The sequence below is a fragment of the Nocardia sp. NPDC058658 genome (genome assembly GCF_042716665.1).
Classification (GTDB): Bacteria; Actinomycetota; Actinomycetes; order Mycobacteriales; family Mycobacteriaceae; genus Nocardia.
On record NZ_JBHXRR010000001.1, the window covers coordinates 482,892 to 504,967 of the forward strand.

Below are 22,076 nucleotides of genomic sequence, written 5' to 3' on the forward strand. Positions count from 1 at the left end.
TGTCACAGTTGCAGAGGAGCAAGGCTCATGACTGACGTGCAAACCCCCGTGATCAGGACCGATATCCCCCATTCCGCCCGGATCTGGAACTACTGGATGGGCGGCAAGGACCACTACGAGATCGACAAGATCGCCGGTGACGCCGGACTCGCGGTCGACCCGGACATTTCGACCATGGCCGTGCAGTCACGGCAGTTCCTGATCAGGGCCGTGCGCTTCCTGGCCAAGGAACGCGGCATCAAGCAGTTCCTCGACATCGGCACCGGGCTGCCCACGATGCAGAACACCCACGAGGTGGCCCAGGGCGTCACGCCCGAGGCCAAGGTGGTCTACGTGGACAACGATCCCCTGGTCCTCACCCACGCGCGCGCACTTCTGACCAGCACCACCGCCGAAGGTGTCACCACCTACATCGACTCCGACTTCCACGATCCGGAACAGATCGTCGCCGACGCCCGCAACGTGCTGAACTTCAACGAGCCGATCGCCGTGATGTTCATGGGCGTTCTCGGCCATGCCAGGACCTACGAGGACCTGCTGCGCATCGTGGGAACGGTCATCGACGCGGTGCCCTCTGGCAGCTACCTGATCATGTGGGACGGCACCGACGACAGCCAGGCCTACGTCACCCTGTGCGAGAACTACACCGGCACCGGCGGCACCCCCTACATCCCGCGCCCCCAGGCCCAGATCCGCGGCGTCTTCGACGGCCTGGAACTGGTGGAACCGGGCTTCACCTCGATCACCCAGTGGCGCTCCGAGGCCACCGAGGTCGGCGAGGTCCGCCCGATCTCGGCCTACGGCGCCGTCGCCCGCAAACCCTGATCGACGCCGCTCGGCGGGACACACAACAGATCCCGCCGAGCGATCGGTCATCCGCGGATTCGGCCGTCTCGCCGAGAACAGATATGGTGATACCAGGAGTCACAGCTAGTTTCTCCCGTTGTCGCGACCCCTCCGGAGATGTCCATGAGCCCCCCGTCTGTTGCGCTGCGCAACATGGTCGCGCTCTTCGGCGACGGCGTCGAGCCGTACGCGCCGACGCCGTCGGACGCGATCTACGACGAACCGCACCGCAAGCTGCTGCGCTACCGGCGCTCGGCTCCCGCGACGGGCGCGCCTGTCCTGCTGGTGCCACCGCTGGCAGTGACGATCTCCTGCTACGACATGCGTCGGAGCCAGAGCCTGGTGCGATTCCTGCTCGACCTCGGGCGTGAGGTCTATGTGCTCGACTACGGCGAGATCACCTACGCCGACCGCGATCTCGGTTTCGAGGAGTGGGTCGACGACATCGTGCCGACGGCGATTCGCGCGGTCAGCGCCGACAACGAGCACGCCCCTGTCGACCTGATCGGCTGGTCGTTCGGTGGCACCATCAGCGTGCTCACCGCCGCCGGGCACGCCGACCTGCCGATCGGGTCGGTCACCGCGGTGGGCACCCCGTTCGATCAGCGCCGCAACGGCCAGATCTCCCTGGCCCGCCGATTCGGGCAGCTCACCGGGGGCCGTGAGGTCACCTGGCCGGTGCGCGTGGCTGGTGGTGTGCCGAAATACGGTGTGCGCGCGGGCTTTCGGATCCAGTCGATCGACCGGGAACTCACCAAGCCCTGGTACATCGCCCGCAATATCGCCGACACCGAGGCACTGGCCCGCATGCAATCGGTGGACCGGTTCATGGACACCATGCCCGGCTACCCGGGCCGGTTCTATCGCCAGGCCTACCGACAGCTGATCCTGCGCAACGAAATGTTCAAGGGCACAGTCAATCTGGGCCCTGATCGCGCGATCGATCTGAGCTGCCTCACCGCGCCGACGCAGTTGATCGGCGGCACCAAGGACACGCTGGCCTCCTCGGCATCGGTCGCGGCGGGTGTCGGGGTTCTCATCAATGCCTCCGAGGTTCGCTTCACCGAGGTTCCGGGCAGCCACCTCGGCATCATCGCGGGCCCCACGGCCCGCGAGACCACCTGGGCGACCATCGCCGACTTCCTCGGCAGCGTGCGCACTCCGTCGCAGACGCACTGACCGGACGTCACCGCGCGGGGTCAGCGACGAAAAGCGCCTCGTCCTCTGGGCCGAAGGTGCGCCCTGTGATATTCCACGGCGAGAATCCATATCGGAGAACATAACTGTCCATGTAGCGTGCGAATCGCAATTCGATTCGCACGCAAGGAGTTTCCATGGCGTCCTCTCTGACGAAACGCCTGGCCGCGCTGTTCGGCGCGTCCTGTGCAGCCCTACTACTCGCGGTGCCGGTAGCCGCGCCCGGCCACGCCGACCGCGCGGTTCTCGAAAGTCCGGCCGCCGCATGTCAAGCGGTGGACGACCCCGGCGATATCCCCTTCGACAAGCGGTATTACACCCAGAGCCCTTTGGTCCAGTTCTGTTCCACCGCAGGCTTTTTGTCGAAGAACAGCACGTTGGCCTTCACGCCGTTCGCGTAGAAGATCCCGGTGGGCAGCCGAAGCATCGGTTGGAGGTCGTAGTCGTCGTTGAGCAGCTTCCGGCGCAGTGTCGCCCGCCCCACCTTCGAACAGCACATTGTCCGGAAGCACCACGGCCGCACGACCATTGATGTCGAGGATGGTCATGATGTGTTGGAGGAAGCCAACTCGGGTGCTCTGCATCCGACGGCGACCACCGCGAAGGTGCTGCGCGCCCGATTTCGCCGCCTAGGAACCGCACCTGACGCCCGACTCGGACGCGCCAGGCACCCACCAGCGGACTCCTTCGGACCGTGTGGTCGCTGTCCGCTTGCGCGGTGGCTTTTTAGCGAACGCCGACCATCCGCGACACGGCCTTCTCGAACCGGGCCGTCGAGCATGGCTCGACCATCAGGTCACCGTGCTGGTATCGATATGCATACCGGCCGTCGTCGACGACATCGAACCAGCTCAGATACCGGTGCACCGGCCCATCCTCGGATCGATGACGACCCCGGATGACCTCAACATGTCCCTGCCCGGACCGGGCGGCGGCCAGCAGATCGTGAACCCGGTCGGTCAAGCTCACCTCACCGTAGTCCAGGCCGACGGCCTGCGCTGGTGTGGTGAGCGCGGCGACAGATTCCGTCATCGGCGGTGCGACACCGGCACGTTGGTCACCGGCGAACCGCGACACCCACGCCGCGATCGATGCCGGGCTTCCAGTGCGTACGACCACGTTGCCCCCGAACTCCTCGTCCGAATCCGGCAACTGGGCGAGCACAACTGAACTCTCATGTGTCAGTCCGCAATACAACCGGATCGGAGCACTGTTTCGCGTGCCGATCACCGTCACCGCGGTGTCAGGATCGGCGGCCAGACGCAGCACCGCTGATAAGTCAGGATCATCGCGCACCAGCAGGCGCTCCCGCAGGTCGCCCACGATCTCGTCCCACTCGTCGCGCCAGTTCACCGACGGAACCACCACCAGCGGCGCTGGAATCCGATCACTGCCGATCTCATTCCACGCGAACAGGAATTCGTCAGGGCTGAATTCCCATCGCATTATCGCGACTCCCGATCCTCGCGTGCGGACCGTTCCTCGGGCCGGGCACCGATGACCGGTGGCACCGTTCCCTGTGGCGGACCAATCAGATCGCGCCGGTTACGTGGATGCATCAGCAACTCGGCGCGGCCCTTGTGCTCATCGTCGTCGCTACCGCGCTGGCGTCCGGCACCCGGTGCTCCCATGCCCGGCATACCATGCGCACCCGCCGCCGCACGGGCACCGGAACCGCCAGTCGAGGCGCCAGCGCCAGCGTTTGCCGGCGCCCCGCCTCGCACCGGGTTTCCTGGGCTGGGAACAGCTTTCGCGCCGGGAGAGCCCACCGCTGCGCCGGACCCGCCCGGCGCTCCGGTACCGGGCACCCCTGTACCTCCGGTTCCGGGCCCACTTGCACTCGGCGATCCCGAACCGGTCGGGGTGCCGGGCTGCGAGGTGCCGGGTGTGCTCGAACCGGGTTGTTCTGTACCCGCTGCGGCGGTCTCGGTGTCCTCGGACTGCGAACCGGAACCGCTTCCGTCGTCGGTACCGGAATCCTTTCCGGCCGAACCGGACTCACTCGAATTGGTGCCCGCGTCGGTCGACTGGGCAGAATCCGCCGCAGTTGCGGTTTCGGCCCCCGAGCCCGCACCGGCTCCACCGTCGGCCGACCCGTTCGATGGTGAGGAACTCGCACCACCGGTACCGACAGGAATGTCGTTGTTGCCCAGGCCCGACGATGTCGGGAACACCGGAACACCCTGCCCGGCAGGCTCATACGTCGGCACATAGCTATTGCGCATAGTCCAGATCGCGGCCTGCCACGCATCCGATTGCTCCTTCGCCGATGCGATCGCAACGGCCGGACTCTCAGCTCCTGGGATCAGCGGAATCCGCGGCGCCGGAGGAGGCTGTATCTGGGCCTTCACCGCCTCGGCGCCGAAGGCGGCTGCTTCGACCCGCCACGCCACACTCTGGGTGACATTTTGCAACTCGGTCAGTCGACCCGTCATCGCTCGCGTAGCAGCCGTAATCGCCTGTGCGGTCTGCCCTTCCCAGCCGCGCGCGATTGTCGCGTTCACCTTCCCCGTGATCCCGATGACATTGCCGGTGAGCGCGGTACCGATTGCCTTCAACGCTTCGGCCGACTGGGTCATCACGCCGGGCTGCATCTGCTGAGCTTTCGCGTAGAGATCCGCGTGCGAAATTTTCGAAAACTCTTCCATCATCTGGATATAGGCAGGGTCGGTACCGGCCGCACCCGCCTCGATTCCCGCAGCTTTACGCTGCGAACCGGTGGCCGCGCCGAATGCAGCCGGTTGGAACGTGGTTATCAACCCGGTCACGCCAGGGATAATCGGAGTAGTCATAGTTCCCCGCCCTTCATTTCGGACATGCTCAGTTCCCCGCCCCGATCACAGGCTCGAGACCGCGCGCGAGCTCCATCGCCTTATCGCACGGGGACTCGGTATCAGCGCTGGACGCGTGGTTCAGGATAACGTCCACGCCGAAGTAGCCGACCTCAGTTTTCATATCCACAGCACACGAGGCATTTCTAGTCTTTGCCGTCTTGACGGCCTCGCGCCCATTAATATCGATGTTCTCGAATTGCCCCACATACTTCTGGCGGACTTCGTCCAGAGACACATTGCCGGAGTCCACCAGAACACTCCAACGCGCATTCGACGGGGCGCTGGTGAAATCACAAGTGAGGAAAGTGTATTCGGCTACCAGATCCTTTCCGCGCTTGCGCGTCGCTGGGTCCAGATTCAATTCGCGGATGGTTTCGTCCGGGATCCAAGTGCATGGATCAACAACGACTTTCGGCCGACCCGACGCGCTCGTGTACCTGTTGTCCTGTGACGGCGGCTGTAGCTTCGGCGCCGTCAGCGTTGGCCGCACACTCGTCGCCGGAGACGTGGTGGCCTGTTCACTGGCTGAGGTTGCACCCGGATCGTCGGTAACAGCCCCGCCACAAGCCGTAACCGCGGTCATCAGGCACAGCCCCATGCCGAATGCCAGCGCAGCGCGTTCCGACCTCACGGCATCTCACCGCCCTGCGAAGTCAGTGCGGCAGCGGCGGCGAGGTCCTGCTCGTCGAGTAGCCCGCCTGCCCGAAGCACCGCCGCTTGGAGTTCTCTACATTCTTGCCTAACACTAGCTAACGCTGCGGAACCCTGGTTCGCCTTGCTCTCGAAACCCTGGCGTAATTGATCCGCCGAATCGAACCCGCCGAATCCCGAAAGAACGTTCAGACGTTCCATTTCGGCGATCCGTTCGCTCAGTTCGTCTGCGATCCAGCCAAAGTGCGCTGCGCACTCTCGTGCTGCGTCGGCCTCGAGCCGAAAGCTCCCGTCACCGGCTGCCTGCCAGAGACCAGCCGGTGAGGTGTCGTTGATTGTCACGGGGTGACTCCAATCCATGCGGCAATTGGGGGTAGGACGGCGGTGGCTGCGGAGTCCTGACTCATCGTGGCCTCGCTGTCGGACTGGTCGTCGGCGGAATGGGTGTCGGATAGTCGGCATGCCCACCCGGCGCGGGATGTGCAGCAAGACGGCACCCGGTTCTCGCCCCGATTGTGATCTCCCCCGGTACCTTCTGGACCGTAATGCTGGCACCGTCCTCGTCGTTGACGAATCGCTGATAGTAATTTCCTGGCGCGGCACTGATCGCCGGTGGTGTCGCACCGAAGCGTGCGGCTACCTGGAGGGCACGGTCAGCAACCTGCTGCCAGCCGCTGTCGGGAATCGTTGAGGGTGAAACGACTTTGACCTTGTACGACGGCAGATTGACGTTTACGCCCTGGGTCTGGTCATAAGGTTGTTTGCAGGCGTCCGGCCGGTCCGGGATCCCCTTCTCCCAGACGAATGATTCAGTCTGGAGGAACCCGTCAGCGGCGGTTCCGATTTCCTCGACGGCGGAGCGCATCGCGGCGAGTTCGTGTTCGACGCTGCTGCGTTGGAGTAGTCGTTGCTGGGCAGCGGCGGTTTCTTCGGGGCCGGTAGCAGGCGCCTGATTCGCATTGTTGAGCGGTTTGTCGCGGAGACGGCAGCCGACGGTCGTTTCGATCGAAACCGCGGGGCCTCTACTCAACGAGATTTGGGTTCCGTCCTCTGAATTGCGGAACTTGGCAAATTTCGAGGAAGGGCCCGTGGGGGTGTCGGTGGGCGCTGCCCCAACGCGGGTCACGATATCCTCTACGCGACGTGTGAATTGCTGCCATTCCGAATCGGAAAAATCTACTGGCCCAGCAGAATTGTAATCCTCAAGGGTGATCCTCTCGCCACCTGTTTGCCGGTACGAGTTGAGGCATGATTCGGAGCGGAGGGTATCTCTTGCTGACCAGTGGAAGCTGGTACCACGAACCAATTCGGTGGCAACCGCCCCGATCTCGACAGTCATGGATCGCATCGAGGTGAACTCGGCCTCCATACTGGGGCGTTCCTGCAGCCGTTGTTGTGCGGCTGCCAACTCTTCTGGGCTGACGTCGTCATGCCCGCTGTCGCGGGCACCCCACCAGAACGCAAAAATCACCACGGCGTTCAGGGCGAGAAATGCTGCGATACCGCCCACGATCAGCCAGACGACCGAACGCGCCATGCTCGCCAGTTTTTCGCCCTTCACCCGGTTCACCCACCCGTCTTGGGGTTCAACGCGTTCTCGGGCAGCCCGGCGACGATCGCGGCAAGGTTATAACCGGACCGATGCAGCTGGTTGTTGTCGCCGTTTCGGGCATAGTCGGAATGACCGCTACCGCCGGTGTACTCCGTGCCATTGATCGTGACGGGATCGGTGCTCAGATGAGTAACCCACGGCATCGAATTCGGGCTGCGGCCGAACGAATCCAGGTTTCCGACGATCTCGTCCTGTTCGGTCATCTCGTAGACATGGCCATCCTTCAAGCCGAGATCCCCTGCGTTTTCGACGGCGTCGTTGAACCCCAGGTTCGTAACCGGGGAGCCGACGCCGCTCAGGCCCGCCATACCGGGTACGTCCGCGCCGAGACCGGGCGATCCATAGAAGACCACGTCATCGACGACACCGGATTGTTCCTGAAGCGCGTGGCTGGTGGCGAGGGAGCCGTAGGAGTGGCCCAGTGCGGTGATATGTGGATCGTTCTTCTCGCTCGCAACGTCTAGACCGGTGAAGAACGACGACAACGGCTGCGCTGCTTCCTGGGCTCGACCTTCCGAGGCAACATTGACGGTGTCGCCCTCGATCTTGGTCACCGGCCACAGACCGCCTTGCGGCGGATCGAACCCGAACCAGGCCACGGAGGCTACTTGCTCGTTCGGTCGACCGGCTCCGATGAGCTGAGATTGGGCGGATGCGATCTGTTGCTGGGCTTCGCCCATCATGCCGCCGTTCGGGTTCTTCGGGTCGCCGCCAATAAGCGTGGATTCCAGATTCGATCCCAGCCCGGGCGTGGTGACCGAAATATGGTCGGCCGTATCAGGATTGCCGACGGCGACGGCGGCGCGGCCTTGTCTGCCGGATTGCATATCGAGTGCCATCAGATAGCGCGGCGGATTCGAGGAGCCAGGACTGTCCCCGATCGCGGTCTTGACCGCCTCGAGATCTCTGAGTTTCTGATTGGTCCGATCCAGGTTGGTCTGCGCTTCGTGGATGCCCGTCGAGCCGCCGGTTGATGCAGCCTGGGTTAGGGCCGCGTCCAGTTCCGTTTGATACCTCTTCTGGTCATTTTGGAGTCGGGTCATTTCGGGACCGATCATCAACCGGTTCGCCGCATCGGTCACCGGAGCCGGTAGCCCATTGAGATTGCCGATCGAACCTGGCGAGTTCTTCAGAATGTCGTCCTGCTGCGCGGTGGTCAGCGAGTCCCACCACGCCCGATTCGCTTGCGGCGTACCATCTTTCGGTGGTTGGGGGGTGCCAGTCTGCGGCGTGCTCGCATTGCCGAACGAATCCGGCGTCGGTACCCTATCGAACGCGGCTTCGATCGCCGTTTTCGCCGCGGTATCGGCGTTGACCGCGCCGGTCAGAGCATCTTTGACCCACTTGGTGTGGGCCTTGGCCGACACGTCCAACACGGCCATGCCGACGTTGTACTTGACGGCAACCTGCCTCGTGTCGGTCGTCGAGCTAGCGATCGACGAGTAAAGCCGTTGCTTGGCCGTCTCACCGACAACGCAGGTCCCGTCGTCGCGGACCTCGAAACCCTTGCCGATCGCGTCGGTCTTCTTCGCCACCAACAGATCCCGCGCCGCCCCGATCGACGTTTGCGCCGTAGTCGCGGCATCGCGACCACGTTCGAGGGCGTCGATGATGATCAACGCCTTCCTGTGGACCTCGTCGTAACGGGCGCGCATCGCGTCACCGGTTTCGCGACGGAACGTGTCGCGGGAGGCGTCGACCGCACGATATTGGGTGTCGATCGCGGTGCGTAGCTCGTTGGCCTGCCGAGTGAACTCGACAGCCTGGGCGCCGAACGCGACCGGTTTCCACGACTCGACCAGCGGGACCGTCAGATGCTGACTCACCGCTCACCGGCCCCTTGCAGCGCGCCGGCGAACGCCTGGTCCTGCTGCTGGAACGTGATCACGGCAGCGACGGTCTTGCCACTCAGCTCCGCCAGCGCGGTCCCCACCGCACTCATCGCTTTGTCCGCGCGACGTGACGCGACCTGATATGCCGCTGGCGTGTCCCCGTTGGGCATGCACTCGAAGACGCCGTCGGCGAGCGCACCGCCCTTGCCGATGACTTGAATTTCTTGGCCGGCGGTGCCCATTCCCGCCGCGAGCGCGCGTACCGCGTCCGGGTCGAGATCGAACGTTTCAGCACTCGGTGTTGGACTCACTGGTTTCCCTCCCCAAGGGTTACGACACCTGCGACGCTCCCCAACGCGATCGGTCCCGGCCACTATAGACTCCGCGGGCACCGCCAGGGTGATCGATAGGGGAGCAACATCATGACCGGCGCACTAGATCCACTCCACGCCAACACCGAGCAACTTCACGCCGGTCTCACTCGGCCCGCATCAGCATCGATGGCCGGTGGAGTCGCATCGGTGCAGGTCAGCGCCGACGGAGCCTTGGAGGCGATTCACCTCACCGAGGCTGGTCGTCGCCTCGACCCTGACACTCTCGTCGCCGCGATCGTCCGCCTTCATGCCGCAGCGCTCGCAGAGTCCCGCCAAGTAGTCAACGCGGCAATAGCCGAACTCGACGCCGATCCACGCCTGCGCGCTCAGCGGGAACGCTACGCCGACGCACTCGACCAGCCGCTGCCACAGCAACAATCATTCCCGGCACAGCAAACCCAGTCGCTACCGCCATATCAGCCGCCCGCGTCGCAGCATCAGCCGCCGACGCCGTCTCAGCCGTACGCGCCCGAGCAGCAGCATCCCGGCTGGGTGTCGGCACCGACAGCACCAGCGGCCTCGACCGGGCGCGCACCGACGCAAGAAGACGATGATGCCGACGACGAGTACTTCCAGCGGGAATCCTGGCTCGAGTACGACTAGAACAAGATCGAGGTGACGCGTGGTTCGGAACCATTCACTGAGCCTTTTTCATCCTGCTGCTGCAGCCTGAAGCTGGCCTCGGTGCGCCTTCAACTCAGCCCGCCAGCCCTTCCGGGTCGACCAGCAGTCGCTTCAACACCTTGCCGGTTTCGCCGCGTGGGAGTGCGTTGAGGAAGGTGACGTCGCGGGGAACCGAGAAGCGGCTGAGGCGGTTTCGGACGTAGGTGCGCACCATTTCCGGGTCGAGGCCTGAGCCTTCGTTCTTCACGAGGAACGCCGCCAGCCGCTGGCCGAATTCGCGGTCAGGGACGCCGACCACCGCGACGTCGGTGACCTGTGGGAGGTAGGCCAGGGCTTCTTCCACGGGGCGTGGGAAGACGTTCTCGCCGCCGGAGATGATCATCTCGTCGTCGCGGCCTGCCACGAACAGCCTGCCCGCGGCGTCGAGGTAGCCGAGGTCGCCGGTGTCCATCATGCCGTCGGATTCGTCCGGCGGGGCGTCGCTGACGTAGCCGTCGAAGAGCATGTGGTTGCCGACGAAGATCCGGCCGACCACGCCGATCGGGACGGCTTTGTGGTCGGCGTCGAGGATGGCGATCTTGGTGCCCAGCGGCGGGCGGCCTGCCGTGGTCGGGGCGGCGCGCAGGTCGTCGGGGCTTGCGACGCTGGCCCAGGAGACCTCGGTGGAACCGTAGAGGTTGTAGAGGACGTCGCCGTAGTCGTCGAGGAAACGGTCGACGGTGACCGCCGCCAGAGGCGCGCCGCAGCTGATCACGTGCCGCAGGGTGCTCAGGTCGTACTGGTTTCGCACGTGGTCGGGCAGGTCGACCAGTCGCTGCACCATCGTGGGGACCGCGATGAGGGTGTGCACCCCGTGCTCGGCGATGCGGCGCAGGCATTCCTCGGCGTCGAAGCCCTGGGTCAGCACCACCGTGGCGCGCACCGCGGTGCTCAGTTGCAGTGCCGACAGCCCCCAGGTGTGGAACAGCGGCGCCGGGATCATCATGGTGCTGCCCGCGTGGATCGGGATCTGCGACAGCAGCGCGACCAGCGTGTCGAAACCCTTCGGGTGCGGACGCCGCGCCCCCTTCGGCGTGCCGCTCGTGCCCGAGGTGAGCACGATCTGCCGTCCGGGCGAGGTGGGGACGGGGAACTTGGTGTGGCGGATCGCGATGAGGTCTTCGATGGTGATCCGCGAGGGGTCGGCGGGCGCGTCGTCGGTGAAGAAGCGCGGCAGATCCGTGTGCAGGTACTGCACGAGATGCGCCAGATCGGCGTCGACGAACAACGCCGACAGCCGGTGCCGCTGCACGACATCCTCGATCCGCCGCGCCGAGAGCCCCGAGTTCAGCAGCGCGACATCGACCCCGAGCTTGCCCGCCGCCACCATGGATTCGACCATGCCGCAATGGTTTCCGGCCAGCAGGCCCACCGCGTCACCGGCGCGCAGCCCGATCTCGTACATCGCCCCCGCCAACGCGGTGGTCCGCTTGTCGGTTTCGGCGAAGGAGGCGGTGCTCTCGTCGTCGATCAGGGCGACCTGGTCCGGGCTGTGCGCGGCACCGGCGGCGTATCCGCCGGCGAGATTGAAACCCCAGCGGTACAGCGAACGCAGCTGCCTCGCCGAGGTGAGCGGCGGCGCCACCTGACCCGAGTGCACCCACCAGCGCACGATTTCGGACTTGCGCCGGATCGGCGCCCGATTGCCATTGGCCACCACCGAGGTGCGCGCGCCCGCCACCACGTCGGCCGCGTGGCGAAGTCCGTCCTTGACCCATCCGATGATCACCGCGTTCGTCACGCCCGCCAGCTTCGGGTGCAGGCGCGGCGCCGCGAACACGGTCACGCTCACCCTCGTGCGCTGCTCGTCGCCGGTGAGCCGGATCAGCGCGAAACTCCCCGATTCGGGATTGTGCAGTTCGAAACTCTCGTACCACCGGCCGATGGTCAGCGCCAGCCCGGTCCGTCGGATGCCGACCGCCCGGTCACCGATTCTGATCTCCCACACGGTGCTCCCGTCGGGATTCAGGAGCCGATCGCAGCCCCCGATTCCGGCCCACAACCGCGGATAACTCTGCGGTTCGAGCAACACATCCCACAGCGCCCGGCGCGGGACGGAGAATTCCACGGACACATCGACGACATCACTCGGCATTGCTGTGCGCTTTCCTCAGCCCGGCCACACTGCCGGGTAGTGCCTGCTCGCCTCGGCCCCCGTGCCGTGACGGTGCCCGTCGTCAGGCACTGCACCAGAACCCATCTTCGGCCGGTCGGCCCGTGGGCAAATGAAAAATCTTCCGATTCTGTCGGCCGTACGAACCGAACCACCGATAGCTGTGACAGTTGCCAACGTGACGCCGAACGCACTGGTCGAGGTGTTCGCCGGAAGAACGGCACAATGGAAACCGATGAAACAGTGGCAGCGCGACCCCAGCCCCGGTGACGGCCCGCTCCGCGACGGGGACGGCGTCGGCATCGATGACCTGCGAATGCTCAGGGAGCAGTTCGTCGACTTCATGCTCGGCTACAAGTTCGCGATCGACGAAGTGACGACCAAGATCAATATCTTGCGTGAGGACTTCAACAACACCCACGAGTACAACCCCATCGAGCACGTGGGGTCGCGGCTCAAGTCGCCCGAAAGTGTGCTCGAGAAGGTTCGTCGGAAGAACTACGCGATGAACCTGGGGGCTATCCGGGACAACGTCCTGGACATCGCCGGGGTGCGGGTGGTGTGCAGCTTCATCTCCGATATCGGCACGATCCGCGACATGCTGGCCGGTCAGGAGGACATCACGGTCCTCGAGGAACGCGACTACATCACCCATCGCAAGCCCAACGGCTACCAGTCGATGCACTTGATCGTGTCGATCCCGGTGTTCCGCTCCGACCGCACCGAGCTGATTCCGGTCGAGATCCAGATCCGCACGATCGCGATGGATTTCTGGGCCAGCCTCGAACACAAGATCTACTACAAGTACCGCGGCGAGGTGCCCCCGAATCTGCGGGCCGATCTCGCCCAGGCCGCCGAGGTCGCCACGCAACTCGACGAGAAGATGGAAGCCCTGCACCGTCAGGTCGACCGCAGCGGTGAACCGAAGCCGAAACCGTCCACGGATTCGCTCGACCTCAGCATGTTGTACAACAGCCTCACCGGCGGTCACCCCGTCTACCTGCGCCCGGCAGATCCGCCGGCCTGACCCGGTTCAGTTCGTGAACGAACCGGCGCCGATCGCCAGATAGGCGGTCATCAGGATGAACAGGAACCAGCCCGCGCCCTGCCACGCCCGCCAGCTCCGGCCGTCGCGCCAGCGCTGATAGGTGTGCACGAACGCGCCGATTCCCCCGGCGAGCAGGATCAGGCCGGGACCGAACAGGACCGCGATCTTGGCCGGGTCGTCGCACAGTCGGGTGTCGGCGCTCGCGCAGGCGCTCCTGTTCGCCGCCCAGACGGTGGCGATCGCGCACACCACCGCGGCCACCACGATCACCGACAGGCCATAGCGCACGACCAGGCGAAAAGCCTGGTCCTCGGTCTTCGCGACGTTGTCAGGCAATGGTCGTACCTCCCGTTGGTGGGCGGTGATCCTGCCTCCATCAGAGCACAGGATTCACGCCATGCCCACCCGCCGAAGAGTTCGGCCCCTCCGCATTTCTGCCGTCCGCGCACCGGCGATTCCGCTAGTGTCCGACCAGGTTCATCGCGAACCGCGTGACGGGAAAGGAATCCGGTGCCGCTCTCACGTCGGAAGTTGATCACCGCGGCCGTAGTGGGCGGGGCGGTGGCCGCGCTCGGAATGCCCCCGGTGCGCGCCGAGGAGCGTGTGGTCGGTGCGGGTGATTTCGAGTCGCTGGCCTCGCGCGGATACAACCGGCGGTTCGTGGCGCAACCGGCGAGGATCTATGTGCCGACCAGCGCCGACGAGGTGCGTCGCGCGGTGGCCGGGGCGGTGGGCGAGGACTCGCGGATCGCGGCACGCTCGGGCGGGCACTGCTTCGACGATTTCGTCGACAACGCGCAGACCCGGTCGATCATCGACCTCGGCCGGTTGAACGCGGTGTTCTGGGACGAACATCATCGGGCCTTCTCGGTCGACGCCGGCGCCGACATCGGCACCGTGTACAACGCCCTGCACCGCTGGGGTGTGACGGTGCCGGGCGGCATCTGCCTCGGCGTCGGGATGGGCGGGCATGTCTGCGGTGGTGGTTACGGTCCGTTGTCACGGCGATTCGGCCTCGTAGCCGATCATCTGGTCGGGGTGGAAGTCGTCACCGTCGATGCCGATGGGTCCGCGAATATCGTGGTCGCGACCAAAGATGGTCCCCACCATGACCTTTGGTGGGCACATACCGGTGGTGGCGGCGGCAATTTCGGTGTGGTGACCCGGTACCTGCTCCGGTCGCCCGACTCCGACGGCGCCGATCCCGCACGCGCACTGCCGAAACCGCCTGCCGACATGCTGAACGCGCGCCTGATCCTGCCCGTCACCACCGAGGACTCGTTCGTCCGATTGCTCGGCAACTATCTCGGGTTCTTCGAACGTCACAGTGCGCCCGGCGACGAGTTCGCCGGTCTCTACGCGCCGCTGATGATCAGGACCACCGGCACCGGCGCGGCCGAGATGCTGATCCTGTTCGATGCCGAAACACCGGACGCGCGAGCACGTTTCGACGAGTTCGTCGCCACCGTGAGCGAAGGTGTGTTCCCGCCGCCGTTCCTCACCCCGGTCACCCAGCTGTCCTACCTGGACACCGTGAACCAGGTGTATTACGCGAACGGCGTGAACACCACCCGCGTGAAGGTGAAAGCCGCGTACCTGCGCAAGGCCTACTCCCCCGACCAACTCCGAATCTTCTACCGCTACATCACCGATCTCGGTTTCCTCGGCGAATCCCAGCTCGAGTTCCTGCCGTTCGGCGGCGCGATCAATGCCGTCGCCGCGGACGCGACGGCCATGCCCGCACGGGATTCGTTCATGAAGATGCTGATCCACGCCTCGTGGCGACTGCCTTTCGACGACGATCGGTATGTGCGCTGGGCGCGCGAGATGTACCGCGATGTCCATGCTTCGACCGGCGGCGTTCCGGTCCCGAACGAGGTCTACGGCGGCAGCTATATCAACTATCCGGACCCTGATCTGGCCGACGCCGCGTGGAATACTTCCGGGCTGCCGTGGCACGCCTTCTATTACGGCGACAACTATCAGCGACTGCTTCGAGTCAAAGCCGCCGCCGATCCGAGAAATGTTTTCCAGCACCGGCTTTCGATCGGCCGACCGGATTGGTGATGCCGCTCAGGTGAGGGCAAGCACCCGACACGGCCCGCCCGTACCGCCTGCGTGTTTCGGTGCCCCGACGATGATCGTCGCACCGGCCGCCGGTACCGCGGCGAGGTTGGCGAGCATCTCCACGCCGTAGCGGCCCGCACCGAGAAGGGCTGTGTGCGCACCGTATTCGGGGTCGGCGCCGCAATCGAGGCTGAGCGTGTCGACACCGGCTCCGACGATCCCGCATTGGGCGACAAGGTATTGCGCGGCTTCGGCGGCGAATCCCGGCGCGTGCGGCGTTCCTCGTTCGTCGAGATTGAGGAAAGTCGACGGTTGGGCGATGCGCCGCTCCCACCCCGAATACATCGCGACGAAAGCACGTTCGGGGATGTCCCCGTGCTGCGAGCGCCAGTTGTCGATATCAGCCACGGTCACCACCGCGTCGGCGTCGACGGCGGCCTTGGCGCTGATGTCGATGACGACCAGCGGCGCGACGAGGTCGTCGACGGCGAGGGCCTCGGTGGTGGCGCCACCGGGAATCCGATGGGCAGGCGCGTCGATGTGGGTGCCGGTGTGCTCCCAGTATCCGAGCGCGAACTGCCCGAACCCACCCGTCGCGTGCCAGGCCACCGGCACCATCACCATCGGCGGATTACCCGGCCACACCGGCAGGTGCGGGGTGAGCGTGTGGGTGAGGTCGACGACGCCGCGGCGCGGCGCGGCGACAGCGGGCGCGGGAGCCACCGCGGCCAGTGCGGTGAGCCCGGCGAGGCCGAGCATCGCCCGCCGACTCGGCTGCGGGGCGCGCTCTCGGGCGAAACGAACGATCTCGGGCGAACACATCGGACTCAAGATAGCCGAGGGAACCGGGTCCGGCGCCTGATTGCGGCCGACGAACCCGGTGTCGGTACCCAGACGCGTCCGATCGCCGCGGCCCAGGCGTGGACACCCATCACCGCTGATTACTCGGCGAATTCCTTGCCGCGGTGCTGTCCGACGACACCTGAGCCGCCGTCCTGCGGGTCGCCGGAGTACAGGTTCGCAGGCCCGAGACCCCGCTCGAGGCCGAGAACCATTGCGCCACAGCCGAGTCCGGAGAGAACCAGCCCCGTGATGAAGATGGCGGGGTAACCGGCCACATCGCCGACGAGTCCCGCGACCATGCCCGCCACACCCTGGACGACGACGATGGCGCAGGCCATGAGGGTGTAGTCGCTGCCCGCGTGGTCGGGTTCGGACGCGTCCATCATGAGCGCGAAGACGGCGACGGTAGCGGCACCGCCGAAGACGTGCTCGGCCAGGCTCGCGGCGACGAGCAGTTCGAAACCACCGATGCCGAGCGAGGCGAACAGGTACAGCGCGATGCTCGCCGTCTGGGTGAGTCCGCCGATCAGCAGCGCCTTCCGGCGACCGAACCGGTAGGCAATCCAGCCACCCAGAGCCGCACCCGCCAGCGCGCCCGCCGAGGACAGCACGCCTTTGATCAGCGCGATCTCGCCGAGGTCGAGTCCGGCGTCGGACAGAAAGGGACCGGTCAACGCCGCAGCCATCGAGTCCCCGAATTTGAACGCCGCGATCAACCCGATGAAGGCGAGAATCCCGGGTCGCCGCAGTCTGATCCACCAGGCCCCGAGCAGCCGCGCGGGCTTCGGTCGCGGCAACCGGTCCGCGACCGGCTCCCGCATCAACCACACCGGCATCGTGGTCGCCACGATCAACACCGCCATGGCCAGGAACAACGCCCGCCACCCGGCCAGCGCATACAACCACAGCAGCGCTCCACCACCGACGATCATCCCGACCCGATAGGCACCGACCTGAATCCCGTTCCCCAGCCCCCGCTCACGCGCCCCCAACATGCGCACGGCCAACCCGTCGGTGGCCACATCCTGCGTCGCCGACAGCAGATTCACGACCACGATGCCGACGAACAACCACCGCAGCGAAGCCGATAGATCCAGACAGGCCAACACCATCGCCACCGCAGCCGACAGCAACTGCAACACCAGCAGCCAGGTCCGCCGAGTGCCGTACCGATCGACATAGGGCGCCCAGAGGAACTTCAATGCCCACGGCAGAAACAGCACCCCCGAGGCACTGATCGCCACCAGCGAGAACCCCGATTCCCGCAGCACCACCGGCAACGCCTGAGTGAAGAAACCGAACGGCAGCCCCTGCGCGAAGTACAGCGACGACAACAGAACCAACGTGCCAGCCGTGATCACACCCGGTCGGGCGGTGGTACTCATGGGCCCATCGTCGCAGAGAGTCTGTCCCGACGCCGGGTACGGTCCGGACCTATTCGGTACGTTCGACGACCCCGACGAAGTCTTCGGAACGGTCGGCGATGATCGACAGGTCACCGTCGATGCGGCCGATGCGCGCGATGCCGTTCCAGAAGCCGACCTCGCCGTAGTAGAGAACGAGGTCGCCGGTCGGCGCGTAGTAGCCGAGATCGCCGATTTCGGCGTCGGCGCCTGCGGGCATCTGGTCCATCGTGAGGCGTCGCGGCAGCGGCGCGACCTTCTCGACCCCGTTGAGGTCGGCGAAGGTGAGCGTCAGCGGCAACTGGTCGAGCAGCGCGGCACCGGTCGGTGTCTCCCACACGGTCGCGGTGAGCGTCTGCTCACCGATCACGAGACGGATCGGGGTGCCGACGCGGTGTTCGTCGGCCGATGTGGTCGGCGTTCCGGAGCCGGGTGGGGGCGGCCTGTCCTGGTCCGCCGAGCAGGCAACCGCACCCAGGCACAGCAGTGCCGCAATGACAATTCCACGCATGATCGTGGCTCCTTTCCGGTGCTGGGGTTACCCCAGGTTGGTGTGGAAGAAGGTGGTGAGTTTGTCGAAGGGGATCAGGTCGGTGCGGTCGTAGAGGTCGACGTGGCCGGCACCGGGCACGATCACCAGTTCCTTGGCCGCACCGGCCCGGGCGAAGGCGTCTTCGCTGAACTCACGCGAGTGCGCGGTCTCACCGGTGACGAACAGCATCGGCCGCGGGGGAGATGGTCTCGATGTCGTTGAACGGGTAGAAGTTCAGGAACTTCACGTTGCTCGAGAGCGTGGGGTGGGTGGTCAGCTCCGGCGACGAACCTTGTGGGGTGAACGCACCGCGCTGGGTGCGGTAGAAGTCGTAGAACTCGCGCTCGGTCGGGGTGGAGTCGGCGGTGAGTTCGTGGACGGTTCCGCCCGTGTATTCGGTTGGCCCGCCGGTGAATTCGATATCGCGCTGGGCCGCGGCGGCATCGATCATGGCTTTGCGCTGGTCGAGGGTGACCGAGTGGTTGAGTCCGTTGCGGGCTGCGGCGCCCATGTCGTACATGCTGACCGTGGCTACCGCCTTGATCCGGGGATCGATCTTGGCGGCACTGATCACGAAGCTGCCGCTGCCGCAGATACCGAGCGCGCCGATGCGCTCGCGGTCGACGAAGGACTGGGTGCGCAGGAAATCGACACCGGCGCTGAAGCCTTCGGCGTACATGTCGGGGGCGACGGCGTTGCGGGGTTCGCCCTCGCTGCCGCCCCAGAACGGCAGGTCCAGCGACAGGGTGACGAATCCCTGTTCGGCCATTTTCGTCGCGTAGAGGTTGGCGCTCTGCTCCTTCACCGCGCCCATCGGGTGGCCCACGACCATGGCCGGGGCCTTGGCGTTTCGGTCGAGATCCTTCGGGACGAACAGGTTGCCCGAAACCTCCATCTGATACTGGTTTTCGAACTTCACCGGTTCCGTGGTGACCCGGTCGCTGGTGTAGAAGTTGGCCGCGCCGCGGGAGGTGTCACCGGATGCCAGATCGGCGACCGGTGTGATCGCCGGGCCCGCGTTCGTGCCGGTGCGCTCGGTGGCGGTGCACGCGGTGGCGGCCAGCACCGCGAGTGCGGTGACTCCGGCTCCGGTGATGTGGCGCAGCCGGTTTCGGGTGGTGTCGGTTCGCATGATCGTTCTCCTGGTTGTCGAGGTGTGGGGATTCGCCATCAGCGAGTGGGGGTGAGTTCGGGCGTCGACGACGCCGTTCGTGCGACGGTGGTTGCCGCCAGCACGGCAAGGGGGATCAGCGCGGACGCGGTCAGTGCGGCGCCGAGTACCGCTGGGCCGACCAGTCCGAGTGAGGTGGTCAGGGTGGTCGCGGCCAGTGCCGAACCCCCGGCGGTGCCGAGGTTGAACGCGGCTGTGGCCAGCGAGGAAGCCAACGTCGAACCGGGGGCGGCGTGCCGCATGGTCTGGGCGATGAGCACCGGGTTGGCGCCGAGTCCGGCGCCGCCGAGCAGCACGACCACCGTGACGACGATCAGCGAATGCGACGCAGTGGCCGCCAGTACTGCCAGCAATGTGGCGGTGGCCGTGATCGCGACAGCGATGACGAGCAGTGGGTACCGGTCGCCGAGCCGCCCGCCGAGCGCGGTGCCGCCGAGCGCGCCGATCCCGAAGCCGACCAGCACCAGCGGGACCAGCGCGGACGGGATGCCCGCCCGGTCGGTGAGCAGCGGGCTGATGTAGCTGTACGCGCCGAGGAACCCCGCCTGCGCCAAGGTGATCACGCCCAGCACCACCCACACCCGCCACGGTTTTACCGCAGCCACCTCGGCCGACAGTTCCGTGTGCGGCGAGACCTGCGCGGTGGGCTCGTCGGGCGCCAGCCGCGACACCGCCACGATCATCACCACCGCGAGCACAGCCAACATCCAGAACGTGCCACGCCACCCGGTGAGCTGACCGGCGAAGGTCCCCAACGGGACACCGGCGACAACCGCCAGGCTCAACCCACCCGACATCACCGCCAACGCCCGCGCCCCGGCCCCCGGCCCCGCGACCTTCGTGGCCATCACCGCGCCGACCGCCCAGAACGTGCCGGTGGCCAACGCCGTGACGACCCGCGAGGCCGTCACGACCGCGAACGAGTCACTCACCGCGGCCACGGCGTGACCGAGCGCGAACACCGCCAGCGCACCGATCAGCGTCGCCTTGGCAGGCAGCCGGACCGTCGCCAACGCCATCACCGGCGGCCCGATGATCATCCCGACCGCGAACGCGGTGACCAGCAACCCGGCTCGCCCGATATCGACCCCGAGGTCACCGGCGACCTCGGGCAGCAGGCCCGCGATCATGAATTCGGTGGTGCCCATGAGGAAGATCCCGGCCCCGAGCACATACACCACCCGGGGCAGCCGGGTCGCCGAGCTTGCCGTCACTGTCGCCTCTTTCGTCGTTGCCTGTTCGCTCGATATCCATGCAACGCCGTCACCGCGATGTGTGGGAGGCGAGGATCAGAGGGGTGCCGGCAGCACCCCCCTCACAGCACCTGGCACAGGCCGTGACCTGGGCCGTAGCCTCGCAGGTATGGACAGCCAGCAACGCGCCGCCGAGATCGGGGAGTTCCTCGCGTCACGCCGCGCCAAGATCACTCCCGACCAGGTCGGGTTGCCGGTCTACGACGCCGCCAAGCGCCGGGTGAAGGGTTTGCGCCGCCAGGAGGTCGCCACCCTGGCCGGGCTCTCGGTGGACTACTACACCCAGATCGAGCGCGGCAAGGTCACCGGTGTGTCCGCGCCGGTGCTCGACGCGATCGCCAGGGCACTCGAACTCGACGAAGCCGAACGTTCCCATCTGTTCGACCTGCACCGCGCGATCACCACCGGTCCGCGCCGCACCCGCCCGCGCCGCACCAAGACCACCCGGCCGATGGTGCAACGGTTACTCGACGCTTCGACCGTGCCCGCGTTCGTGCGCAACGCCCGCCAGGATCTCGTGTGCGCCAATCGACTGGCCCACGCGTTCTACTCCCCCATGTACCCCGACCCGCTGCACCCCGACCTGAGCAAACCGGTCAATTTCGTGCGGTTCTGTTTTCTCGACCCGAAAGCCCGTGACTTCTACCCCGATTGGGACCGGGCCGCCGACAACGCCGTCAACCTCTTGCGCACCGACGCCGGACGCGACCCCTACGACCGGACCATCTCCGACCTGGTCGGTGAATTGTCCACGCGTAGCGAGGAATTCGGCACCCGCTGGGCCAAACACAATGTGCGCCTGCACTACACCGGCACCAAGAGTTTCCACCACCCCGTGGTCGGTGACATCGAGGTCGGCTACGAGACGATGCCGCTCCCGGCCGAACCGGGATTGGTGCTGACCTTCTACAGCCCCGAACCGGCCAGCCCCTCAGCCGATGCCATGACCCTGCTGGCCAACTGGGCCGCGACCAACCTCGCCGTGCCGTCCCCCGCGGAACCACACACCTGATCTCAATGGGTGCTTCGGATGTGTTCGAAGACCAGGCTTGTTTCGGTCGAGGCGAATTCGCGGGTTGCGCTGAGTTCCTGGGTGACGAACTCGCGCAGCGCGTCCGGGGAGGCTGCCGATACCTGGATCAGGAAGTCGACCGTGCCTGCGAGGAAGTACACGTTCACCACGCCCGGGAGTGCGGCGAGCTTGGTGCTGAGTTCACCGATGCGGGCGCGGGCGGCCGGTTGGACCTGGACCGAGATCATCGCCTGGATCGGCAGGCCCAGTGCCTCCAGGGCGATGTCGGTGTAGAAGCCGCGGATCGCGCCGAGGTCGCGGAGCCTGCGTAGTCGCAGTGAACAGGTGGAGGCGGCGATGCCCACCCGGGCCGCCAGGACGTTGTTGGGGACGCGGGCGTCCTCGGCGAGTTCGGCGAGTAGGCGGCGGTCGATGTCGTCGAGGTTCGATGGCGACCCGCGGAACGGCTGCACGGGGTGCGATTGGTGTTGCTGTGGCGACGCCATCACCGCAGAATACTCGGTATATGTAACAAATTCCGTTGCTTGTGCAGGAGTTATAGACGATTGCCGCAGAAATTCTCGATGCTCATAGCAGAACCCGAGCATCCTGGAGGAGCAGCAAT

Annotated in this window: 23 protein-coding genes and 1 pseudogene; 7 read left to right on the top strand and 17 right to left on the bottom strand. The window is 65.8% G+C overall.

Features of this window, described 5'->3' with window-relative positions; all coding sequences use genetic code 11:
* Positions 1-27 precede the first annotated feature (27 nt).
* The 3 genes from ACFWUP_RS02320 (at position 28) to ACFWUP_RS02330 (ending at position 2,444) form a co-directional block, all read left to right on the top strand.
* The gene (locus tag ACFWUP_RS02320) at positions 28-825 is read left to right on the top strand and encodes an SAM-dependent methyltransferase (protein WP_379229927.1); all 798 of its coding nucleotides are present in this window, start codon (positions 28-30) and stop codon (positions 823-825) included.
* A 144-nt stretch (positions 826-969) separates the two neighbouring features.
* Positions 970-2,025: an alpha/beta fold hydrolase gene (locus ACFWUP_RS02325; RefSeq protein WP_379229929.1), complete on the top strand. Its 1,056-nt coding sequence runs from the start codon at positions 970-972 to the stop codon at positions 2,023-2,025.
* Positions 2,026-2,180: 155 nt separating this feature from the next.
* The gene (locus tag ACFWUP_RS02330) at positions 2,181-2,444 is read left to right on the top strand and encodes a hypothetical protein (RefSeq protein WP_379230972.1); all 264 of its coding nucleotides are present in this window, start codon (positions 2,181-2,183) and stop codon (positions 2,442-2,444) included.
* Here ACFWUP_RS02330 and ACFWUP_RS02335 read toward each other — a convergent pair.
* The 8 genes and pseudogenes from ACFWUP_RS02335 to ACFWUP_RS02370 all read right to left on the bottom strand — a co-directional run.
* Positions 2,360-2,615: pseudogene (locus ACFWUP_RS02335) on the bottom strand (N-6 DNA methylase); the annotation flags it as partial. The gene ACFWUP_RS02330 and the pseudogene ACFWUP_RS02335 sit on opposite strands and share 85 nt — an antisense overlap.
* Before the next feature lie 154 nt (positions 2,616-2,769).
* The gene (locus ACFWUP_RS02340) at positions 2,770-3,489 is read right to left on the bottom strand and encodes an ESX secretion-associated protein EspG (protein ID WP_379229930.1); all 720 of its coding nucleotides are present in this window, start codon (positions 3,487-3,489) and stop codon (positions 2,770-2,772) included.
* Positions 3,489-4,811 (bottom strand): hypothetical protein, encoded by a 1,323-nt coding sequence (locus ACFWUP_RS02345; RefSeq protein ID WP_379229932.1) that lies wholly within the window; start codon positions 4,809-4,811, stop codon positions 3,489-3,491. Before ACFWUP_RS02345 ends, ACFWUP_RS02340 begins: the two co-directional genes overlap by 1 nt.
* 52 nt (positions 4,812-4,863) lie before the next feature.
* Positions 4,864-5,508 carry a DUF3558 domain-containing protein gene (locus ACFWUP_RS02350; RefSeq protein ID WP_379229934.1) on the bottom strand — a complete coding sequence of 215 codons (645 nt, stop codon included), beginning with the start codon at positions 5,506-5,508 and terminating at the stop codon, positions 4,864-4,866.
* Entirely contained in the window at positions 5,505-5,870 is a 366-nt protein-coding gene (locus ACFWUP_RS02355) for a hypothetical protein (protein ID WP_379229935.1), read from the bottom strand. The genes ACFWUP_RS02350 and ACFWUP_RS02355 overlap by 4 nt, the downstream gene beginning before the upstream one ends.
* 61 nt (positions 5,871-5,931) lie before the next feature.
* Positions 5,932-7,098 (bottom strand): LppA family lipoprotein, encoded by a 1,167-nt coding sequence (locus ACFWUP_RS02360; RefSeq protein WP_379229937.1) that lies wholly within the window; start codon positions 7,096-7,098, stop codon positions 5,932-5,934.
* A complete protein-coding gene (locus ACFWUP_RS02365; protein ID WP_379229939.1) occupies positions 7,095-8,795 on the bottom strand; it encodes an alpha/beta hydrolase in 1,701 nt (566 codons plus the stop codon). Before ACFWUP_RS02365 ends, ACFWUP_RS02360 begins: the two co-directional genes overlap by 4 nt.
* Positions 8,796-8,962: 167 nt before the next feature.
* Complete coding sequence (locus ACFWUP_RS02370; RefSeq protein WP_379229940.1) at positions 8,963-9,283, bottom strand: hypothetical protein; 321 nt, start codon at positions 9,281-9,283, stop codon at positions 8,963-8,965.
* A gap of 111 nt (positions 9,284-9,394) precedes the next feature.
* On the opposite strand from ACFWUP_RS02370, the gene ACFWUP_RS02375 reads away from it, so the two are divergent.
* The gene (locus tag ACFWUP_RS02375; RefSeq protein ID WP_379229942.1) at positions 9,395-9,949 is read left to right on the top strand and encodes a hypothetical protein; all 555 of its coding nucleotides are present in this window, start codon (positions 9,395-9,397) and stop codon (positions 9,947-9,949) included.
* Between the two features lie 94 nt (positions 9,950-10,043).
* Here ACFWUP_RS02375 and ACFWUP_RS02380 read toward each other — a convergent pair whose 3' ends face one another.
* Entirely contained in the window at positions 10,044-12,104 is a 2,061-nt protein-coding gene (locus ACFWUP_RS02380) for an AMP-binding protein (RefSeq protein WP_379229944.1), read from the bottom strand.
* Positions 12,105-12,357: 253 nt separating this feature from the next.
* On the opposite strand from ACFWUP_RS02380, the gene ACFWUP_RS02385 reads away from it, so the two are divergent.
* On the top strand, positions 12,358-13,149 hold the full coding sequence (locus tag ACFWUP_RS02385; RefSeq protein ID WP_379230928.1) for a GTP pyrophosphokinase family protein: 792 nt from the start codon (positions 12,358-12,360) through the stop codon (positions 13,147-13,149).
* Positions 13,150-13,155: 6 nt separating this feature from the next.
* Here ACFWUP_RS02385 and ACFWUP_RS02390 read toward each other — a convergent pair whose 3' ends face one another.
* Entirely contained in the window at positions 13,156-13,506 is a 351-nt protein-coding gene (locus ACFWUP_RS02390; protein WP_379229946.1) for a hypothetical protein, read from the bottom strand.
* A 174-nt stretch (positions 13,507-13,680) separates the two neighbouring features.
* Between ACFWUP_RS02390 and ACFWUP_RS02395 the strand changes: the two genes are divergently transcribed.
* Positions 13,681-15,237: an FAD-binding oxidoreductase gene (locus ACFWUP_RS02395; protein ID WP_379229947.1), complete on the top strand. Its 1,557-nt coding sequence runs from the start codon at positions 13,681-13,683 to the stop codon at positions 15,235-15,237.
* A 6-nt stretch (positions 15,238-15,243) separates the two neighbouring features.
* Here ACFWUP_RS02395 and ACFWUP_RS02400 read toward each other — a convergent pair whose 3' ends face one another.
* From ACFWUP_RS02400 to ACFWUP_RS02425, 6 genes are all read right to left on the bottom strand, one after another.
* Positions 15,244-16,059, bottom strand: coding sequence for a cyclase family protein (locus ACFWUP_RS02400; protein ID WP_379229949.1), 816 nt, complete (start codon positions 16,057-16,059; stop codon positions 15,244-15,246).
* Between the two features lie 119 nt (positions 16,060-16,178).
* The gene (locus ACFWUP_RS02405; RefSeq protein WP_379229951.1) at positions 16,179-17,465 is read right to left on the bottom strand and encodes an MFS transporter; all 1,287 of its coding nucleotides are present in this window, start codon (positions 17,463-17,465) and stop codon (positions 16,179-16,181) included.
* 49 nt (positions 17,466-17,514) lie between these two features.
* On the bottom strand, positions 17,515-17,994 hold the full coding sequence (locus ACFWUP_RS02410) for a cyclophilin-like fold protein (RefSeq protein WP_379229953.1): 480 nt from the start codon (positions 17,992-17,994) through the stop codon (positions 17,515-17,517).
* 27 nt (positions 17,995-18,021) lie between these two features.
* Positions 18,022-18,204 carry an alpha/beta hydrolase gene (locus tag ACFWUP_RS02415; protein WP_379229955.1) on the bottom strand — a complete coding sequence of 61 codons (183 nt, stop codon included), beginning with the start codon at positions 18,202-18,204 and terminating at the stop codon, positions 18,022-18,024.
* Entirely contained in the window at positions 18,185-19,147 is a 963-nt protein-coding gene (locus ACFWUP_RS02420) for an alpha/beta hydrolase (protein WP_379229957.1), read from the bottom strand. The genes ACFWUP_RS02415 and ACFWUP_RS02420 overlap by 20 nt, the downstream gene beginning before the upstream one ends.
* A 38-nt stretch (positions 19,148-19,185) precedes the next feature.
* Positions 19,186-20,400: an MFS transporter gene (locus ACFWUP_RS02425; protein WP_379229959.1), complete on the bottom strand. Its 1,215-nt coding sequence runs from the start codon at positions 20,398-20,400 to the stop codon at positions 19,186-19,188.
* Positions 20,401-20,548: 148 nt separating this feature from the next.
* Between ACFWUP_RS02425 and ACFWUP_RS02430 the strand changes: the two genes are divergently transcribed.
* Positions 20,549-21,451 (top strand): helix-turn-helix transcriptional regulator, encoded by a 903-nt coding sequence (locus tag ACFWUP_RS02430; protein WP_379229961.1) that lies wholly within the window; start codon positions 20,549-20,551, stop codon positions 21,449-21,451.
* Positions 21,452-21,453: 2 nt separating this feature from the next.
* Here ACFWUP_RS02430 and ACFWUP_RS02435 read toward each other — a convergent pair whose 3' ends face one another.
* The gene (locus ACFWUP_RS02435; RefSeq protein ID WP_379229963.1) at positions 21,454-21,957 is read right to left on the bottom strand and encodes an Lrp/AsnC family transcriptional regulator; all 504 of its coding nucleotides are present in this window, start codon (positions 21,955-21,957) and stop codon (positions 21,454-21,456) included.
* Positions 21,958-22,076: the final 119 nt, after the last annotated feature.

Bases quoted from the DNA above. Each gene is read 5' to 3' on its own strand.
- ACFWUP_RS02320 (WP_379229927.1), top strand. From the start codon at position 28: ATGACTGACGTGCAAACCCCCGTGATCAGGACCGATATCCCCCATTCC.
- ACFWUP_RS02325 (WP_379229929.1), top strand. From the start codon at position 970: ATGAGCCCCCCGTCTGTTGCGCTGCGCAACATGGTCGCGCTCTTCGGC.
- ACFWUP_RS02330 (WP_379230972.1), top strand. From the start codon at position 2,181: ATGGCGTCCTCTCTGACGAAACGCCTGGCCGCGCTGTTCGGCGCGTCC.
- ACFWUP_RS02340 (WP_379229930.1), bottom strand. From the start codon at position 3,489: ATGCGATGGGAATTCAGCCCTGACGAATTCCTGTTCGCGTGGAATGAG.
- ACFWUP_RS02365 (WP_379229939.1), bottom strand. From the start codon at position 8,795: ATGCGCGCCCGTTACGACGAGGTCCACAGGAAGGCGTTGATCATCATC.
- ACFWUP_RS02375 (WP_379229942.1), top strand. From the start codon at position 9,395: ATGACCGGCGCACTAGATCCACTCCACGCCAACACCGAGCAACTTCAC.
- ACFWUP_RS02380 (WP_379229944.1), bottom strand. From the start codon at position 12,104: ATGCCGAGTGATGTCGTCGATGTGTCCGTGGAATTCTCCGTCCCGCGC.
- ACFWUP_RS02385 (WP_379230928.1), top strand. From the start codon at position 12,358: ATGAAACAGTGGCAGCGCGACCCCAGCCCCGGTGACGGCCCGCTCCGC.
- ACFWUP_RS02400 (WP_379229949.1), bottom strand. From the start codon at position 16,059: ATGTGTTCGCCCGAGATCGTTCGTTTCGCCCGAGAGCGCGCCCCGCAG.
- ACFWUP_RS02405 (WP_379229951.1), bottom strand. From the start codon at position 17,465: ATGAGTACCACCGCCCGACCGGGTGTGATCACGGCTGGCACGTTGGTT.
- ACFWUP_RS02410 (WP_379229953.1), bottom strand. From the start codon at position 17,994: ATGCGTGGAATTGTCATTGCGGCACTGCTGTGCCTGGGTGCGGTTGCC.
- ACFWUP_RS02415 (WP_379229955.1), bottom strand. From the start codon at position 18,204: ATGCTGTTCGTCACCGGTGAGACCGCGCACTCGCGTGAGTTCAGCGAA.
- ACFWUP_RS02420 (WP_379229957.1), bottom strand. From the start codon at position 19,147: ATGCGAACCGACACCACCCGAAACCGGCTGCGCCACATCACCGGAGCC.
- ACFWUP_RS02430 (WP_379229961.1), top strand. From the start codon at position 20,549: ATGGACAGCCAGCAACGCGCCGCCGAGATCGGGGAGTTCCTCGCGTCA.
- ACFWUP_RS02435 (WP_379229963.1), bottom strand. From the start codon at position 21,957: ATGGCGTCGCCACAGCAACACCAATCGCACCCCGTGCAGCCGTTCCGC.